The 18,078-nt window shown below is 43.6% G+C and carries 10 protein-coding genes and 2 pseudogenes; 7 read left to right on the top strand and 5 right to left on the bottom strand.

All coding sequences use genetic code 11. From position 1 onward, the window contains the following. Positions 1-26: 26 nt before the first annotated feature. A complete protein-coding gene (locus tag IPJ09_15780) occupies positions 27-3,230 on the bottom strand; it encodes a SusC/RagA family TonB-linked outer membrane protein (GenBank protein ID MBK7372865.1) in 3,204 nt (1,067 codons plus the stop codon). Positions 3,231-3,675: 445 nt separating this feature from the next. Between IPJ09_15780 and IPJ09_15775 the strand changes: the two genes are divergently transcribed. Next, complete coding sequence (locus tag IPJ09_15775) at positions 3,676-4,107, top strand: DUF2147 domain-containing protein (protein MBK7372864.1); 432 nt, start codon at positions 3,676-3,678, stop codon at positions 4,105-4,107. 79 nt (positions 4,108-4,186) lie between these two features. Here IPJ09_15775 and mutL read toward each other — a convergent pair whose 3' ends face one another. Then, positions 4,187-6,037 (bottom strand): DNA mismatch repair endonuclease MutL, encoded by a 1,851-nt coding sequence (gene mutL, locus IPJ09_15770; GenBank protein ID MBK7372863.1) that lies wholly within the window; start codon positions 6,035-6,037, stop codon positions 4,187-4,189. 154 nt (positions 6,038-6,191) lie between these two features. Here mutL and IPJ09_15765 point away from each other — a divergent pair, with 154 nt between their 5' ends. The 4 genes and pseudogenes from IPJ09_15765 (at position 6,192) to IPJ09_15750 (ending at position 12,581) form a co-directional block, all read left to right on the top strand. Further along, the gene (locus tag IPJ09_15765; protein ID MBK7372862.1) at positions 6,192-6,650 is read left to right on the top strand and encodes a D-tyrosyl-tRNA(Tyr) deacylase; all 459 of its coding nucleotides are present in this window, start codon (positions 6,192-6,194) and stop codon (positions 6,648-6,650) included. A 119-nt stretch (positions 6,651-6,769) separates the two neighbouring features. Further along, positions 6,770-8,088: pseudogene (locus IPJ09_15760) on the top strand (Gfo/Idh/MocA family oxidoreductase). 46 nt (positions 8,089-8,134) lie between these two features. After that, positions 8,135-8,881 carry a DUF1080 domain-containing protein gene (locus IPJ09_15755; protein MBK7372861.1) on the top strand — a complete coding sequence of 249 codons (747 nt, stop codon included), beginning with the start codon at positions 8,135-8,137 and terminating at the stop codon, positions 8,879-8,881. Between the two features lie 243 nt (positions 8,882-9,124). Continuing rightward, a pseudogene (locus tag IPJ09_15750) lies at positions 9,125-12,581 on the top strand (ThuA domain-containing protein). 35 nt (positions 12,582-12,616) lie between these two features. Here the strand turns inward: IPJ09_15750 and IPJ09_15745 are convergent. Next, complete coding sequence (locus tag IPJ09_15745; GenBank protein MBK7372860.1) at positions 12,617-13,102, bottom strand: GNAT family N-acetyltransferase; 486 nt, start codon at positions 13,100-13,102, stop codon at positions 12,617-12,619. A 43-nt stretch (positions 13,103-13,145) separates the two neighbouring features. Beyond that, the gene (gene ettA / locus IPJ09_15740; protein ID MBK7372859.1) at positions 13,146-14,822 is read right to left on the bottom strand and encodes an energy-dependent translational throttle protein EttA; all 1,677 of its coding nucleotides are present in this window, start codon (positions 14,820-14,822) and stop codon (positions 13,146-13,148) included. Between the two features lie 191 nt (positions 14,823-15,013). On the opposite strand from ettA, the gene IPJ09_15735 reads away from it, so the two are divergent. Then, positions 15,014-15,427 (top strand): cupin domain-containing protein, encoded by a 414-nt coding sequence (locus IPJ09_15735; protein MBK7372858.1) that lies wholly within the window; start codon positions 15,014-15,016, stop codon positions 15,425-15,427. Between the two features lie 263 nt (positions 15,428-15,690). Here the strand turns inward: IPJ09_15735 and IPJ09_15730 are convergent, their stop codons facing one another. Further along, positions 15,691-16,449 (bottom strand): alpha/beta hydrolase, encoded by a 759-nt coding sequence (locus IPJ09_15730; GenBank protein ID MBK7372857.1) that lies wholly within the window; start codon positions 16,447-16,449, stop codon positions 15,691-15,693. Positions 16,450-16,690: 241 nt separating this feature from the next. On the opposite strand from IPJ09_15730, the gene IPJ09_15725 reads away from it, so the two are divergent. Beyond that, on the top strand, positions 16,691-18,019 hold the full coding sequence (locus IPJ09_15725) for an alpha-L-fucosidase (protein MBK7372856.1): 1,329 nt from the start codon (positions 16,691-16,693) through the stop codon (positions 18,017-18,019). Positions 18,020-18,078: the final 59 nt, after the last annotated feature.

Raw genomic sequence — 18,078 nt, 5'->3', positions numbered from 1 at the left:
TCAATAGTTCTTAATTTGTTTTCGGATCAATAATTTATTTTTAAGGAGACTACCCATGATCTGGTACTGGGGTTGGTGAAGTATTCTATACCAAATCCATTGTCTACTCCGGACTGATTGACCTCAGGATCTATACCCAGGATGTCTGACCACAATACCAGGTTACGACCTGAGATCGAAAGATCAATAGAACTGAGTTTGGTTGCTTTTTTAAATTTAGGTCCTGTAATGCTATAACCCAGTGACACCTCGCGCAAACGAGTCCAGCTGCCATCGGCGATAGAAAATTCATTGATGGCAGAACCACCGAGACCGCCTCCAAGACTGGTATACCAGCTTTCATCCTGCAGTACATCTCCACCTCCATAATTATAAATATTGCCTCTGACAGTACTTCCAGCGGTAAATGTTTTACCAGCAGAATTCTTCAAATCTTTGGTCAAAGTCACTTCATTGCCCACATCAGCATAAGTTCCAAAACTGTTTAATACAAACCGGCTTCGTTCCGCAAAATCACCTCCCTGATAGGTCTCAAACAATACATTAAAATTGAGGTTTTTATAATTTCCTCTAAGGCCAAGACCTCCCCTCCAATCGGGATTGGGATCACCGATGATGCCTTGTACGGGATCGAGTGTTGGAAAACCGCGCTCATCAAGGATTAAGGCACCACTCGCTGTCCTGGCAGCCCGGCTACCGAACAATATGCCCAGAGGTTGTCCGACGATGGCATTGGAGGTGATAGATTGATCCGTAAGGGGCACTCTGTCTACTCCAGCCAGGTCAGTAACTTCATTTTTATTATTGTTGAAATTACCATAGAGTTCCAGACCATAATTTTTCTTATCAAAAAGTTTAAATCCATAGTCGATCTCAAGTCCACGATTCTGCATACGACCGGCATTGGCATATTTGGATAAAAATCCTGAACTGGGCGAAAGACTCACTGCAAGGAGAATGTCTTTGATCTCATTGCGATAATAGGTTGCGCCTATACTGAACCGGTCTTTAAAGAATCGTAAATCAGTACCTATCTCAAATTCCGTTTTGATCTCAGGCTTTAAAAATGGGTTGCCCTGATCATCGTTGAGGCGGAATCCTCCACCAAATTCGTTGATGTCTATGGCATCATCATAGGTGCTGTAACTAAAAGTCTCGTAGGTAGTACCAAAACGATAAGGATTAGGTTGTACCCCTACTTGTCCCCAGGACAATCTCAACTTACCAAAAGACAAAAGATTGCTTTTTAAATCAGCCAATTTGGTAAACTGCCATGCCAGGTCTGCAGAAGGATAAAAATAAGTCCCACTGATAGAGGAGGCTGCTTCCTGGGTACCAGACAGATTTAAAAATAACTGGTCGAAGGCATCAAACGAAAGCAAAGAATATAAACGATTAGAGCGGATATGATTGAGCGAGTTGGACACATCAAACGGCGATACGCCATTGTTAAAATTCTGTATTTTGCTGTTGACCAAAAAATTGCTGGTAGCTACGTATAAGACTTTACGCTGACGGTCATTGATATTATAGCCGAGCGTGACATTCATACCGATATTACTTCCCAGCAGTTTGGGGAAATCTGCCCGGGCTATTGCATCAACATTGATCTCGGTATTGGAGATGTCTTCATTGTCCAATCTTCCATTATTAAATGAGGCGGAACCGATAGGTGAAAAATACACCCGTTTGTCAAGATAGGAGTCCATACCACCTCGTAGGTCAAAATTGAGCCATTTTACCGGATTGATATTGAGGTTAGAGGACACATTGAATCGATTGACCTTGGTAGTTGCTTCTTGTTCGTTGGTAGTCCAAAGCGGATTGTTATAGGTAGGATTGATATTATTACCGAGATATCTTCTATAACTGCGTTGCCTTCCGGGTGACGCTACTCCTGCAGCGGTAAAATGAGTGCCTACATAGGGTTCATTATTAAAATCCGGAGGTGTACGAAGTAATCCCAGGTATAATCCTGCTGTATTGGAGTTTTGTTGGATTCTATTGCTTCCCGTAGCAATATAATTAGCCTTGGTAGTCAGGTTGATGATATCATTAAAATAAGTCTGGTTATTAAACCGCATGGTGAATCTGTTATAATCACTGTTGCGGACGATACCTTTCTGAGTAAGATTACCTATGCTGAAGAAATTAGTCGTTTTACCACTCCCTCCGGTGATGGTAAGGTTATTTTCTAAAAAATTCCCTTTTTGGAAGACCCCGTCAAAATTGGCATCTTCATAAATATCTCTGGAGTTTTTGGTTTTGATCGGAAACACTTTTACCCCGTTGTCCCCCAGAAAATATTCGCCGGTAGTGGTCAACACATCCTCTCCTCCTGGTCGGTCAGCGATTTTATCTCCCCAGCTATTGGTGGCAGTAGGGCTGTATTTGCCAGCGGCACCCTGACCAAAAACGGTCTGCATGGGGTGCCTGCGATTGACTTCATCTATAGAGTAACTGGATGAATAAGATATATTGATCTTTTGATTGAGCTTGCCTTGTTTTGTCGTGATGACCAATACCCCATTGGCGGCCCTGGATCCCCAAAGTGCTGCTGCTGATGCTCCTTTAAGCACTTGCACAGACTCTATATCTTCAGGATTAAGGTCATTTAAACGTGATTGCTGAGATACCCCACCACTTCGTGAACTACCGCTACCATATAAATTGTCATTGGACAGAGGCACACCATCTACGATGACAAGCGGCTGGGCGGATCCTCCGATCGTATTGGCACCCCTGATTTGGATGCTGGTACCTGCACCAGGGTCTCCATTGGCACGGGCTATTTTCACACCTGCAGCTTTTCCTGCAAGGCTGTTTAAAATGCCAGTCTCTCCTGAAGTGCGTATGGCGTTAGACGAAATGGATGAAGAAGTAGATCCTGCACGGTCACGCTTGCTGGTGAATCCCAGTGCACTGACTACCACCTCTTGCAATTCTGTCACATTGTTCATCACTACATTGATCACAGATTGTCCATTGATCGCTACAGTGATAGCTTCGTAACCGATATAATTAAATATCAGATCTGTTGCTTCATCAGATACTGTGAGAGAATAATTGCCATCGATATCAGATGTCGTACCGATGCTAGTCCCTTTGATGATGATGGATACCCCTGGTAAGGTCTCATCATCGGCATCTTTGACCTGACCGGTGATCGTGCGCTGTGCCATTGAAAAAGAGCAAATGCCAAGCAATAGCAATATAAATGTTGCTTTCATAAATTAAGAGTTCGTTTTAAAATGTATTTACAAAATATTTTCCCGAAATTATCCCTATAGACTAAAATCTACCTAGGTCATAATGTAATAAGAGAGCAGTCCTTAAAAACCGAAATATAAAAAGAACTGTCGAAAAAATTATATAAGAAGATAATAAAATACAAGGTTTAATACCGAACTAATTGGTAATGTGGCAATAAGAGATCAATTTTATAACATTAATCATTAGATCACTGGAGGCAATATCTTTGAATATTAATAGATTTGAACATCACTCGCTTAGTAAAAGCTTTAGATAAATTGGCTTAAAAATGACAGAGAGAAATGGTGGATTAGATATTTTTGAGTAGGTTATGGTATTCTTTAAAAGTTATAGAATTATTATTGTTTCTTCACGTGTAAAACATATAATAATCTTCATCGTTAATCCATATATCTTTCGAATATGAAATTTCTTTTTTTAGTCTTTGTTGTGATCGGGTCCTTATCCCTTAAATCCCAATCTGTCACAGGCACCTGGAAGACAGTGGATGACCGCGACGGCGCCGAACGATCTTATGTTGAGATCTACGAAACTTCAGGTCAGCTCTATGGAAAGATCACCAAGCTATTAAAAGAACCGCCGGAAAAGCTTTGTGATAAATGTAAGGGCGAACGAAAAGATAAACCCTTGCAAGGTATGATCGTCATCGAAGCGCTCTCCAGGGTCAAAGATACTTATAGCAATGGCAGGATCTATGACCCGGTGACAGGTAATGACTATAGTTGTAGTATCTGGATCGAACCTGACAAACCTAATGAACTAAGGGTACGGGGAAAACATTGGTCCGGCATCTATAGGACTCAGACCTGGTATCGGGTACAAAGTCAGCCGTAGATAAGAATAAGCAATTGGCATCCCGAAGCTTCGGGAGGCAATGGGCAAGTTGTCTGATTCTGAGTTCTGATTCTTCCTTTCAGGCCATTCTTTTTTTGATCTCTTCCAGGCTGATACTGGAGTAACATTTACCTCCAAAAGGGCCCCACTCGGCATCTTTACATGCAAATAATTGATCTATAAGATATTGCATTTCCTCTTCACTCAATTTTTGACCGAGCTTGATACTTTGATAACGAGCTACGTATCTGGCTATATACGCTCGATGATTCTTTTTTTGATCTGATTCTTCGACTTCTTGTCTGAGCAAAGTCTCCAAAAATTCATGGATAGAACCTGACTCTCTCCAGTCCATAGGCATACCATGCACGATGAAACTCGTCGGGCCAAAGGGTTCTATTTCAAATCCAAGTGCCGCTAGCTGGGGCAGCATTTGACTTAAAAGCACCTGATCAGCCCCTGTATATTGTATAGTAGTTGGAAATAAGGTTCTCTGACTTGGGGCCGGTTGGTCTTGCATCTGAGTTAGGTATTTTTCATATAAAATCCTTTGATGTGCCTTTTCCTGGTCTATGATCAAAAAACCGGATGCGATCGGAGATAAGATGTACGACCGGTGTATTTGGTAGGGGACCTTTTGCTGGCCACCCTGATTTTGTTCCGTAGAAGAAATATTGCTCTGGTGGATCTGTCCATCTACCACCGATTGGCCAGATGGATCATCTTCATAGTCCATCTGACTACTGATGACCATCGCAGGCTGGTCCTGCAGACTACCCGGTGATTTTAACCCATCATAAAGTTTTCTCCAGTCTTGCTGAGTTTCTACAGGGCCCCCTCCTTGAAAGGTAGTGGTCCTATGCATGGTCGCAGCATGCATTCCAGGAGACAGCTGGTGATCAAAACCAGGATTCGATTCATCAAAATTCAAAGACAAGGGAACATACTGGCCCAAAGCATGCCTGGAGGCTACTCTTATATATTGATAGATGATGCGTTCGTCCAGAAACTTAATCTCATGTTTGCTGGGGTGTACATTGACATCGATTCTGGTAGGATCTATGTCCAAAAATAATACATAGAATGGGTGATCCTCCTCCGCGATCAAAGCCTCATAAGCTGCCCGGATAGCGTGATGAAGATAGGAGCTGCGGATATATCTTCGATTAACAAATAGATATTGATCGCCTCTTTTTTTCTTACTCACCTCCACTTTACCGATAAAACCGCCAATGTTGACGAGATCCGTTTGTTCGTCTACGCTGACTATTTTATCACCAATACTTTTTCCAAAAACTCCGATGATCCGTTGTCTCAGATTTCCTTTCGGCAAATTGTATACTTCGGTGTCATTGTGGTGACAAGTCATCTCCAGTTCAGGGTAAGCAAGGGCGATGTGCTCAAATTCTTCGATGATATTGCGCAACTCTACCGGATCTGATTTTAAAAATTTTCTCCTGGCAGGGACATTATAAAACAGGTTAGACACAGCAAAGCTGGTACCGCCAGGTGACTGGCAGGGTTCTTGTGACTGAAACGCCGATCCAGCTATGGTGATTTTAGTACCCAGGTCTCTGTCATGCAACCTGGTCTTTAATTCTACCTGGGCCACCGCGGCCATAGATGCGAGGGCTTCTCCTCTAAATCCCAGGGTGCGAATATGTTGGAGATCTTCAGACTTTTTGATTTTCGAGGTAGCATGCCGTTCAAAAGCCATGCGGGCATCCGTATCCGACATACCGCTGCCATTATCTATTACCTGGATGAGGGTTTTACCGGCATCTTTGATGATCAACTGGATGCGGGTGGAATCTGCGTCAATGGCATTTTCTAATAACTCTTTTACCACAGATGCCGGGCGTTGAATGACCTCACCTGCAGCGATCTGGTTGGCTATGGAGTCGGGGAGTAGTCGTATGATGTCTGACATCGCCGGGCAAAGGTAAAGCATTGTATCAGAGTAATACCGATTTTAGCATTTCGAAATCCCAATCGTAGTTGTATTGCTTCATAAATATTAACGACAAACAATAACCATTGCCTACCGTTTAATAATATTCATCATATCCCTACATTGTGCCATCATGCGAGTACTTATACAGCGGGTAAAAGAAGCCAAAGTCACCATAGAATCCGGTAAGGTGACCGGTGCTATTGGTGGAGGACTGCTCCTACTGATAGGTATAGAAAACGAAGATACCACTGAGGATATCCATTACCTGGTGCACAAAATCGCTCAGCTTCGCATCTTTGACGATGCAGCAGGGGTGATGAACCTGAGTGTCATGGACATCCGTGGCAGCATATTGGTCGTCAGTCAATTTACCTTACATGCCTCCACCAAAAAAGGCAATCGCCCATCCTATATCAAAGCTGCGCGACCTGAGATAGCCATCCCTTTGTATGAATCGTTTGTAGCAACGATCAAATCTTTGTCAGGTCTCGAGATCCAAACCGGGGTGTTCGGGGCAATGATGGAAGTGACATTGATTAATGATGGACCGGTAACTATCTGGATGGACTCAAAGATGAAAGAATATTGATTTTAGGTTGTTGGTTCAAAATAGATTGTCAAACGACAATAGGTTATTAGAGAAAGTTTTAAATTGGTATTGAATTCGCCTCTTTGTGGCTTCTGATTTAACCCTTAATATCATCCATTATGAAAAAGAATAAAAACAACAAACCCAATCGCCGGTCATTTTTGAAGTCTACCGGTACGGCACTCGTAGGTAGTACCATTGCTTTAAATATTGGCTTTCCAGAACAAGCTTTTGCTTTTGGTGGGCATGCAACCACCAAGTCGAACATCTTAAAAGTAGGCTTAATTGGTTGTGGAGGCAGAGGGACCGGAGCGGCCGCTCAAGCGATGGCCGCTGACCCTGATGTAGTACTTACAGCCATGGGTGATGCTTTTGGAGATAGGTTGGAAGAATCCTATAAATCTCTGATGGAAGTCGATCCTAAAAAAGTACAGGTAGACAAGGCTCACAAATTTGTAGGCTTTGATGCTTATAAAAAGTGATTGACTCTGGGGTGGATGTCGTCATCCTGACTACACCGCCTTTTTTCCGGCCTGACCATCTGATAGCAGCTATTGAGGCAGGAAAACACGTGTTTTGCGAAAAACCGGTGGCGGTCGATGCTCCTGGAGTCCGTAAAGTAATCGCTGCTGCTAAAAAAGCTGCTGACAAAAAACTATCCCTGGTATCAGGATTTACATTCAGGTATGATTTTCCCAAAAGGGCCTTTTTTGAAAGAGTGTTGAACGGAGAAATAGGTGATATCAAAACCGTGTCGTCTACCCGCAACGGTGGTTACCTATGGTACAAACCCAGGCAAACTGAATGGACGGATATGGAATACCTAATGCGTAACTGGTATTATCAAAACTGGTTGTCGGGAGATTACCTGGTAGAAATGATTGTACATAGCCTGGATATGATGTCCTGGGCCATGGGTGATCGCCTGCCCCTCCAGGCTACAGGTACAGGTGGCCGACAAGCCCGGGTGGACAAAATGTACGGAAACATCTATGATCATTTTGCTATCGAATATGAGTATGAAAACAGCGTTCAGGGGTTTAGTTTTAGTCGGCAGCAAGCCGGCTGTTCCAATAGAAATTCAGTAGAGATCGCCGGTACCCTGGGTAATGGTTTTGTCAAAAGTAGTGGAATGCTGGAAATAACCGGCAAAAATAAATGGACCTATCAGGGTGAAAAAAACGATCCGTATCAGACACAACACAATGAGCTTTTTGCCTCCATCCGCAGTGGCCATCCAATGAATGATGGAATAAGAATGGCCAATAGTACCATGTTGGCGATTATGGGAAGAATGGTAGCCTATAGTGGACAAACCCTGAAATGGGATGAAGCGATCAATTCCAACCAGGTTTTAGGCCCACCCTCTGATCAGATGTATTGGGATCTGAAATTCAGTGGTCCGGAGATCGCGATTCCTGGTCTCACTAAAATATAGCGTGATCTTGTTAAAAGTTTAATAACCAATGAAATATTCAATCTCAATGGTAACTCGAATATTGCTGTGGCTTTTCTCGTGTATTTGCATTCAAGGTTACGCCCAACCATCCACTTTAAAGTTTGGTAAAGAATTGAGTTCAGTGCATATCGCTTCAAAAAGCAAAAAAAAGTCTGTCCCCATCGAATGGGTCAATGTCAACACAGCTCCTGATACCTGGTCCTTGCTAAAAAAGGAGCTGATTTGCACCGGAAGACCCATCGGGGTGATGCGCAGTAAATATCAATACGAAAACTTCCTCCTGCATGTGGAGTGGAAACATATCGAACCAGGTGGTAACTCCGGTGTATTCATCTGGAGTGATGCCGTTCCGGGTGAACAGAATCGCCTTCCCAATGGGGTGGAAGTACAGATGCTGGAGCTGGATTGGGTGAAGCTGAATACTAAAGATGGAGTAGAGCCGCCGATCGCTTATGTGCATGGTGAGCTTTTTGGGGTTGGTGGGGTAGAAACCATTCCTGATAACCCTCGGGGTACCAGGAGTAAATCGATTGAAAACCGGTGTAAGGGAAGGGGAGAATGGAACACGTATGATGTAGTATGCGTCGATGGTGTGGTAAAACTCTCTGTGAATGGAAAATTTGTCAATGGCCTGGCCCGGGCAAGCCAGAAAAGAGGATATCTCTGTCTTGAATCTGAAGGCGCTGAGATACACTTTCGCAATTTTACTTTGATGGAACTGCCGACAGGTATAGTTTCAAACCACGAGGCCGCTGCGATTATCAACGAGTGAATAAATCTATTTTTTTACCGATTATCCAATCATTGATTTATGTCTGGGAGTCCGGAGGTCATCGAGCAAAACAACCATATATCTGGATTTAGTAAATGAAAGGCCGACCGATTTGTCGAATTTAAGATACTCCCTGTCTGAATTTGGTTTCTCAAAGGGCCTAATAGGTCTTATAAATCCTATTATGGGCAAAAGCGTATTTTTTTTAAGTAATTTTGCACTCCATTTATTTAAAGTTTTATCATGCAAAAAAAGATTTTTTTCCTGGCATCCATATTGTTGATTGGTTTGATATTTATCGCTTGTAATAATAATAGCGTCAAAACCGGACCTGCAAAAGTGCTGGTGTTCTCCAAGACAGCCGGCTATCGGCATGCTTCAATCCCAAAAGGTATCGCAGCGATCAAAAAACTGGGAACTGAGAACGGCTTTGAAGTAGATGCTACCGAAGATGCCGCCAGTTTTAATGAAGAGAATTTAAAGCAATATGCTACCATTATATTCCTTTGTACTACAGGCAATGTCCTGGACGGGGCACAGGAAGCGGCTTTCGAACGATATATTCAGGCAGGAGGAGGATATGTAGGCGTCCACGCTGCGGCGGATACAGAGTATGACTGGGGATGGTATGGTCGCCTGGTTGGTGGTTATTTTTTAGATCATCCGGGTATTCATGACAGTTCTCCCAATGTTCAGGAAGGCGTCTTTAATGTAGTTGATGCCACCAATATTGCTACAAAACATCTGCCTAATCCATGGAAACGAACGGACGAGTTCTATAGCTACAAAAATCTTAACCCTGACAATAAGGTTCTTCTCACTATAGACGAAAGCAGCTATCAGGGAGGACACAAGATGGGTGATCACCCGATGTCCTGGTATCATGATTTTGATGGTGGTAGATCATTTTATACTGCTTTGGGTCATACCGATGAGTCTTATACTGAAGACAATTTCACCAAACACTTGCTGGGTGGGATTCAATATGCCATCGGTAAAAATCAAGTGCTCAATTATTCAAAAGCCAAATCTCAAATCCCCCCTGAAGCTGACCGGTTTGTCAAGAAAGTGCTCGCGATGGGAGAATTTTACGAACCGACGGAGATGACGATCCTCCCCAACCTGGATATATTAATTGCTCAGCGACGCGGAGAAATAATGATGTACAAAAATGAAACGCAAAAAAGTAAAACAAGTTGGCTTCCTCAATGCATATTTTAAAACATCTACCCCGGGAGTCAATGCAGAAGAAGGAGTACTTGGCCTGGCCAAAGACCCCAATTTTTCCAAAAACAATTGGATCTATATTTTTTACAGCCCTATCGATACTTCTGTAAACCGACTGTCCAGGTTTGAGTTTAAAAATGATACCCTTGATCTTACTTCTGAAAAAATCATATTACAATTTTATTCGCAGCGGGAGATCTGTTGCCACACCGGAGGATCGATCGCTTTTGGGCCGGATGGTTTGTTGTATTTATCTGCAGGGGATAACTCTACCCCATTTAATGAACCCGGTCAGAAATTTGTCAATAATGGATACGCTCCACTCAATGATGAACCAGGCCATCTCCAATACGATGCCAGACGATCCTCGGGTAATTCCAATGATCTGCGCGGAAAAATACTTAGAATCAAACTGAAAGATGACGGAAGCTATGATATTCCTGAGGGCAACCTTTACCCAAAAGGTACTCCTAAAACCCGGCCTGAGATCTATGTACAGGGTAACCGAAATCCATACCGTATCTCTGTGGATCAGAAAAACAGCTTTTTATACTGGGGAGAAGTTGGCCCTGATGCGGCTAATGACAGCCTCGATACCAGAGGACCAAGGGGGTACGACGAGGTGAATCAAGCCAGAAAAGCCGGCAATTTTGGTTGGCCACTTTTTGTGGGCAATAATTATCCCTATAGGAACTATGACTATACCAATGGTACTTCCACAAAATCATTTGACCCTGCTAAGCCTATCAATGAATCCCGCAACAACACTGGTATACAAGAACTACCACCAGTGAGTCCGGCATTTATCTGGTACCCCTATGCTGCTTCGCCTGATTTTCCATCGGTAGGCACCGGGGGCAGAAATGCTATGGCAGGACCTGTATTTTATAGTGATATGTATCCGAAGGAGACAAGCCTGCCTGCTTATTATAATGGAAAATTATTTATCTACGAGTGGATCCGCGGCTGGATCAAAGTGGTGACAATGAAAGAAAATGGCGACTTTGATAAGATGGAACCGTTTATGCCAGGTGTAAAGTTTAATTCTATCATCGATATGGAAATGGGACCTGAAGGCAAAATCTACTTACTTGAGTATGGTTCTGGTTGGTTTAGTAAAAATCCTGATGCGGCCATCTCCGTAATAGAATATGTATCCGGCAATCGTGCTCCGGCGATCGCCAGTCTGAGCAGCAATCGATCCACAGGGGCCTTGCCATTTACGGTAAAATTATCTGCCGAGGCCAAAGATCCTGAAAATGATCCCATGACCTATACCTGGAACCTCGGAGATGGCACTACTAAAGAAACTACTGTACCCACCCTGGATTACACCTATGACAAAATAGGGGATTATTCAGTGAATGTGGATATTAAAGATGATAAAGGAGCTTCAGCTAAAAGCGAAACCATTCAACTATATGCGGGCAATGAGACTCCAGAAGTGTCCATAGCGCTGACTGGTAATAAATCATTTTATTTTCCTGGTAAAAAAGTCAATTACAGTGTTTCTGTCGCTGATAAAGATAATCCTACAGGCAAGACTGATCCAGCCAATCTATTTATTTCAGCAGACTATATCGAAGGTACTGATCTCGCGGGAGCTTCCCGTGGTCACAAACAGGGAGAGATGATCATGAGTGGTAAATCCTTGATGCTCTCACTTGATTGTAAAGTATGTCACAAAGAAGCCGAAAAATCAATAGGCCCAGCTTATACCCAAGTGGCTGAAAAATACAGCAAAGACAGAGGAGCCAGAACCTATCTCATCGATAAAATCATCAAAGGAGGCAGTGGGGTATGGGGTGAAACGGCCATGGCTGCACATCCCAATTTGTCGACTTCAGACGCGGACCAGATCGTGAGATGGATTTTATCACTTGGAAATAAAGGGGCTATCCAAAAATCCCTACCCACTTCCGGTATGGTAGCTTCCACGCTGGACAAACCGGTAAAAGACAATGGAGTGCTCAGTATCTCTGCCAGCTATACGGATGCAGGAGGTGCAGGGATCAAACCCCTCACTGGAAGGAGTACGATGATGCTCAGAAATAATAAAGTAATGTTTACCGGCAAGGAGAAAATGAAAGGTTTTTCCAGCATCAGTTTTAATGGTATGAATTTTATGATCACGCCTAAACCTGAAGGCTGGCTGGCATTGGATCATATCGACCTGACTGATATAGGATCTGTGATGATCGCTTCCGGCTGGCAGACTCCTCCCCAATATGGATTTGATATTGAGCTTAGATTAGATGGTCCTGATGGTCAGGTAATCGGTAATGGCAGTATTGTGGCTCCACCCGGTAATGCTGCTACAAAACCAGGTCAGATTGGAGGCACTGCCTCTAGTATCAAGATTACTGCACCCAACGATGGCAAGATACACGACCTATATATTACCAGTAAAGTGAAAGATCCCGCCGAAGGTGGGCAGGTAGCTTTACAATCTGTCCAGTTTAATATGAAGTAGACTCACGTTTGATCACTTGTTTTGTGTAGGTTGATTTATTGCAAGCTTTTATACATGATGTACACATTGACATAGCCCAAAGTTTGGTGTTTGAAGGCTGAAGGGATTTCTCCGACGATCTCAAATCCAAGAGATTTCCACAAATTGACCGCGGCTGTATTGGTTTTTATTACAAAATTAAATTGCATCGCATGATAGCCAAGCAGGCGTGCCTGTTCAAGGGAATGAATCCCCATCGACCGCCCGATCCCTTGTCCTTTGGCCTGTGGTGACACCATATATGCTCCGTTGGCTATATGTGATCCCCGATCTGGTTGATTGGCTTTGATCCTATAGGTGCCAACGATTCGGGAACCATCTTCTGCTATATAGACATGTGCATCGGGGTCACACCAAAAGGCCATCATTTTGTCTTGTGAAGAGTCCGGGTTAAATACGTAGGTGTCGCCTGTAGCTACGACAGCTTTTAAGATCTCCCAGATTACTTCATGGTCCTGGGTGGTAGCTGGTCTGATGGTCATCACCTATTGATTGAAAAAGTACTTCAGCAAAAAGTATTCTCTTTTACCGATTGATCACATTTTTAAACTTGGGCCGTTTCGGAGTCAAATCACCCAGGCGTGCTTTTTTCTTTTCTTCGTAATCACTGAAGTTTCCTTCGAAGAAGACTACCTGGCCATCATCTTCAAAAGAAAGAATATGGGTCGCGAGTCTATCCATAAACCACCTGTCGTGCGATATGACTAATACAGCGCCGGCAAAATGGTCGATGGCTTCTTCGAGTGCACGAAGGGTATTGATATCAATATCATTGGTAGGCTCATCGAGTAAGAGTACATTGCCTCCATCTTTTAAGGTCATAGCGAGATGCAGGCGGTTACGCTCTCCACCAGACAATACACCAATTTTTTTCTGCTGATCACTGCCGGTAAAGTTAAATCGTGCCAGGTAGGACCGTGCATTGATCTCTGTCTTGCCGATGGTGATGATATCATTGCCCTGGCTGACTACTTCGTAAATAGTTTTTTCAGGATTGAGGTCTTTGTGGGTCTGATCTACATAAGAGAGATGGACCGTCTCGCCGATCGTGACAGAGCCACTATCTGCCTGCTCCAGGCCCATAATGATTTTAAATAAGGTAGACTTACCTACACCATTGGGGCCAATGATCCCTACTATGCCGTTTTTAGGAATAGAAAATGATAGGTTTTCAAACAGTATTCTTTCTCCAAAACCTTTGGTCAGTTTATTTGCTTCTATCACGACATCGCCCAATCTGGGTCCCGGTGGGATATAGAGTTCGAGTGTAGCCTCTTTTTCTTTTACCTCTTCATTGATCAGTTTGTCATAAGCATTGAGACGGGCCTTGCCCTTTGATTGTCGGGCTTTGGGTGACATGCGTACCCACTCCAGTTCCCGCTCCAGGGACTTTTTGCGTTTGGTTTCTTGTTTTTCTTCCATCTCCAGTCGCTTGGTTTTTTGTTCCAACCAACTGCTGTAATTGCCTTTGTAAGGGATGCCCTCTCCCCGATCAAGTTCCAGTATCCAGCCTGCCGCATTGTCCAGGAAATATCGGTCGTGGGTGACCGCTATGACCGTACCTGGAAAGTTTTGCAGATATTGCTCTAACCACAGTACACTTTCAGCGTCCAGGTGGTTGGTAGGCTCATCCAGCAAGAGAATATCCGGGTTGCTCAATAATAATCTGCACAAAGCGACTCTTCTTTTTTCACCACCGGAGAGCACTTTGATCACCTGGTTTTCTTCCGGACAGCGGAGTGCCTCCATGGCTGTATTGAGTTTGTGATCCAGCTCCCAGGCATTTTGCTGATCGAGTTGATCCATTAGTTCCGCCTGACGATCGATGAGTCGGTTCATTTCATCATCTTCGAGCGGTTCTGCCAGTTTATTGCACACTTCCTCATAGTCTTTGATCAGGGCCACGAGCGGGCCGACTCCTTCCTCTACAACCTGCCGCACTGTTTTGTCCGGATCCAGGTGAGGCTCCTGCTCGAGCATACCGATCTTATAATCTTTGTCAAAAACTACTTTGCCCTGGTAGTTTTGATCCGTGCCGGCTATGATACGCAGCAAACTGGATTTGCCGGCTCCGTTGAGACCGAGCACACCGATCTTGGCACCATAATAAAAGCTGAGATAGATGTTTTTGAGTACTTGTTTGTTGGGAGGATAGATCTTATTGACCCCTTCCATTGAAAAAATGATTTTTTCGCCTGCCATATATTTATTTGAATTGGGGTGCAAAGATAAGAAGAAGTATGAGCTGTGGTATCTGGAGTTGGTATTGATAATAAAAGCCCTTCTTCAAAAAAGGTAAGGATTCTGCCTCTACCGGCAAATGTTGACTCATTGCCGGGAAGCTGTCCAGTATATCACACGACTATCAGCTATGTTTGTAAAAAAAAGGAATCATGAAAATCTTTTGCATCTTTATTTTAGTTGTAGGTTGTTTTCTGAATACAGTTGCTCAAAATCCGGCATCTGCTCCGGATCCCCAACCACCCACTAAGCTGACCCTCTCTGAAGTATTATCAAATATACCCGGAGCCAAAGGCGAACGATATGCCCTGGGTATGAGACACGGTACGATGCGAGTGCTCGTCTATGCACCCAAAGGCCAGGACGACCAGTCTCCGCACAAGCAAGATGAGGTATATATCGTGGTGAACGGTTCAGGCACCTTCGAGTGTGGTCCGGAAAAAGTGTCCTTTGGGCCCACGGATGTGCTCTATGTACCGGCAGGAGTTACTCACCGTTTTGTAGACTTTACCGATGATCTGGTACTGTGGGTAGTGTTTTATGGAGTGGAGGGGGGTGAGCATTAACCATTGAGGGCATTTAAAAAATTTCCTTGTTTTTAAAGCACTTAGAGCACTAAAGGGACACTCCATTGAGGATCTTCATTCTAAATAGAAAATGCTTAGTGGCCTTAAGTTTTCTTAGTGGTTAAAAAATTAAGTGGTCTAGTGGTTAAAACGCAAGCCAAAATATCAATAATCCTCCTTGTTTTAAACCACTTAGGATCTTCATAATATGTAGAAAATGCTTAGTGACCTTTGTTTCCCCAGTGGTTAAATAGTTAAGTGGTCTAGTGGTTAGCAAATGCAAACCGCAAGCCCTGGTAGATACCTGGGAGTACGATCGTCGCATGGTTCTTATCCTTTAGCTCTACGTATTTGTAGTGTAATCCGATGGGACGATTTTGAGCTAAATAATTAAGCAATTCGACATTGACAGGAAATCGTACTGGCTGAGTGATATCTTTACGGCATTCAAATAAGGTAGTCTTTATCAAAGGATGGTGACTTAGAAAATCAATGGCGGACTTTCCGACTGATCCTTTATTCCACCACAAACTACCATCGATCGAGATATAAGCTTTGAAAAGTCCTGGTTTGGTATAGAGCGCATGATAGACTAACAACCCGCCCAATGAATGGCCTATCAAAGTATACTGAGGCTGGGTGCGGTATTTTTTAGCAATGGCCGGGATCAATTCTTTTTCAATATAATCTAAGAATGGATTGGCTCCTCCACTGGTAGTAATATCTGCATCCTGTCCTGCGCCTTTCGTGACCGGTGTGGTAAAATCTTTTTGGCGATGATGACTGGTGATACCTACGACGATGCAGGGAGGCATGGCATGGTCCGTTAAAAGTTCAGCGGCAGCTTTGCAAGTCAGATCAAAATAAGTCTCTCCATCCAGAATGAATACGACCGGATATTGATCCTTGGTTGTTTGATAATCATTCGGCAGACCTATCATGGCTGACATGCTCTCATGAAGATTGGTTGATGTAAGGGTAATGTTTTGCGTGAGGCTGGAAGTCTGGGATGAGACTTTCATTCCTGTAAGAAACATTAAAAAAAACACAATTATCTGTGCTGGATTCATTCGCATTACTTTATCCATTGCTGCAAAAATATACGGTTAAGTTCATGTCAGACGGATTATTTTGCAGCGGAATAAAAAACAGCAGCCTGTATATATAAGGAGTGATGAAACCGCAGATCAAACGTACTGCCTTAATATTTTCTTATCTTCCATACCAGGGGATTATTATTATACTTGCATCTAAATATTAAGTATGAAAAGACCTTTGCTAACTTCCATCTTTTTGTTTTTGATTTTAATAGCTGCGATGTCGCAGGCACCCAGACCTGACTCAGCACTTCGTGCGAAAATGCAGTGGTTTGCTGATGCCAAATTGGGCATATTCATTCATACCGGTATCTATGCAGTGAATGGGATAGACGAATCCTGGAGTTTTCACAATAAAAAAATCAGTCATCCGGATTATATGAAGCAGTTGGGTGGCTTCACTTTAAAAAACTACGACGCTACCGCCTGGGCAGGACTGATCAAAGAAAGCGGAGCCCGCTATGCAGTGATCACCACCAAACATCATGATGGCGTAGCCATGTATGACACCAAAATGAATGACCTGAGCATCGTCAAAGCTACCCCGGCAAAAAAAGATATGATCAAGCCTTTTTTTGAAGAACTTCGCAAAAGAAATATCAAATGCGGTGCTTACTTTTCTTTGTTAGATTGGTCCCATCCCGATTATCCCGGTTTTTTAAGTGACAGCTCCCGATATCGCATACAGAATGATTATGCCCGATGGGCTAGATTTAGAGATTTTTTTCAGGGACAAATCAAAGAAATCAGTACCCTGTTTAACCCGGATCTCTGGTGGTTTGATGGTGATTGGGAGCACAGTGCCGAAGAATGGGAAGCAGAGAAAGTACGACAGATGATCCTGGCGCACAATCCTGCTGCGATCATCAATGGTCGCTTGCAGGGCCATGGAGATTATGCTACTCCAGAACAAAATTTCCCGGTCACCCGACCACCCCATCCCTGGTGGGAACTGTGCATGACGACCAACGACAACTGGGGTTTTCATCATGACAATAATTGGAAAACGCCTTACGAAGTGATCTCCATCTTTGTCGATGCGGTCGCTAACGGAGGCAATCTACTCCTCGATATGGGGCCAAAAGCAGACGGTACCATCCCTGATGAACAAATACACGTACTGAAAGAACTGGGAGCCTGGAATAACCGCAATGGCGAAGCCATATTCAACACCCTTGGAGGGATACCACAGGGGCACTATTATGGGCCCACCACGATGTCAAAAGATTCGAGCACCTTATATCTCTTTGTGCATGGCGATTCTCATGGGCCATTGATGATAAAAGGACTTGACAATAAAATTACGGAGATCACTATCCTGGGAAAGGGTACCAAACTTACTCCCAAGATAGTAGGTAAAATAAGCTGGAGCAAAGTGCCTGGCCTGGTCTATATCGATCTGCCTCCCGGGGTACAAGACGAGTATATCACCGTATTGAAATTAAAGCTGGACAAGCCGGTGAGGTTGTATCGGGGACAGGGTGGATTTGAATAGAGGTGGAAATAATGACCTGGAGTAGTTAGAAATAACGAGGCTTTACTAAAAGGTCAGGT

This window comes from Saprospiraceae bacterium (assembly GCA_016709995.1).
In the GTDB taxonomy this organism is placed as follows: Bacteria; Bacteroidota; Bacteroidia; order Chitinophagales; family Saprospiraceae; genus JADJLQ01.
This window is presented reverse-complemented; position numbering and strand designations above follow the sequence as displayed.

Coding starts and splice junctions, on each gene's coding strand:
- IPJ09_15755 (MBK7372861.1), top strand. CDS start 8,135: ATGGTAACTCGAATATTGCTGTGGCTTTTCTCGTGTATTTGCATTCAA.
- IPJ09_15780 (MBK7372865.1), bottom strand. CDS start 3,230: ATGAAAGCAACATTTATATTGCTATTGCTTGGCATTTGCTCTTTTTCA.
- IPJ09_15735 (MBK7372858.1), top strand. CDS start 15,014: ATGAAAATCTTTTGCATCTTTATTTTAGTTGTAGGTTGTTTTCTGAAT.
- IPJ09_15765 (MBK7372862.1), top strand. CDS start 6,192: ATGCGAGTACTTATACAGCGGGTAAAAGAAGCCAAAGTCACCATAGAA.
- IPJ09_15725 (MBK7372856.1), top strand. CDS start 16,691: ATGAAAAGACCTTTGCTAACTTCCATCTTTTTGTTTTTGATTTTAATA.
- IPJ09_15775 (MBK7372864.1), top strand. CDS start 3,676: ATGAAATTTCTTTTTTTAGTCTTTGTTGTGATCGGGTCCTTATCCCTT.
- IPJ09_15745 (MBK7372860.1), bottom strand. CDS start 13,102: ATGACCATCAGACCAGCTACCACCCAGGACCATGAAGTAATCTGGGAG.
- IPJ09_15730 (MBK7372857.1), bottom strand. CDS start 16,449: ATGAAAGTCTCATCCCAGACTTCCAGCCTCACGCAAAACATTACCCTT.
- mutL (MBK7372863.1), bottom strand. CDS start 6,037: ATGTCAGACATCATACGACTACTCCCCGACTCCATAGCCAACCAGATC.
- ettA (MBK7372859.1), bottom strand. CDS start 14,822: ATGGCAGGCGAAAAAATCATTTTTTCAATGGAAGGGGTCAATAAGATC.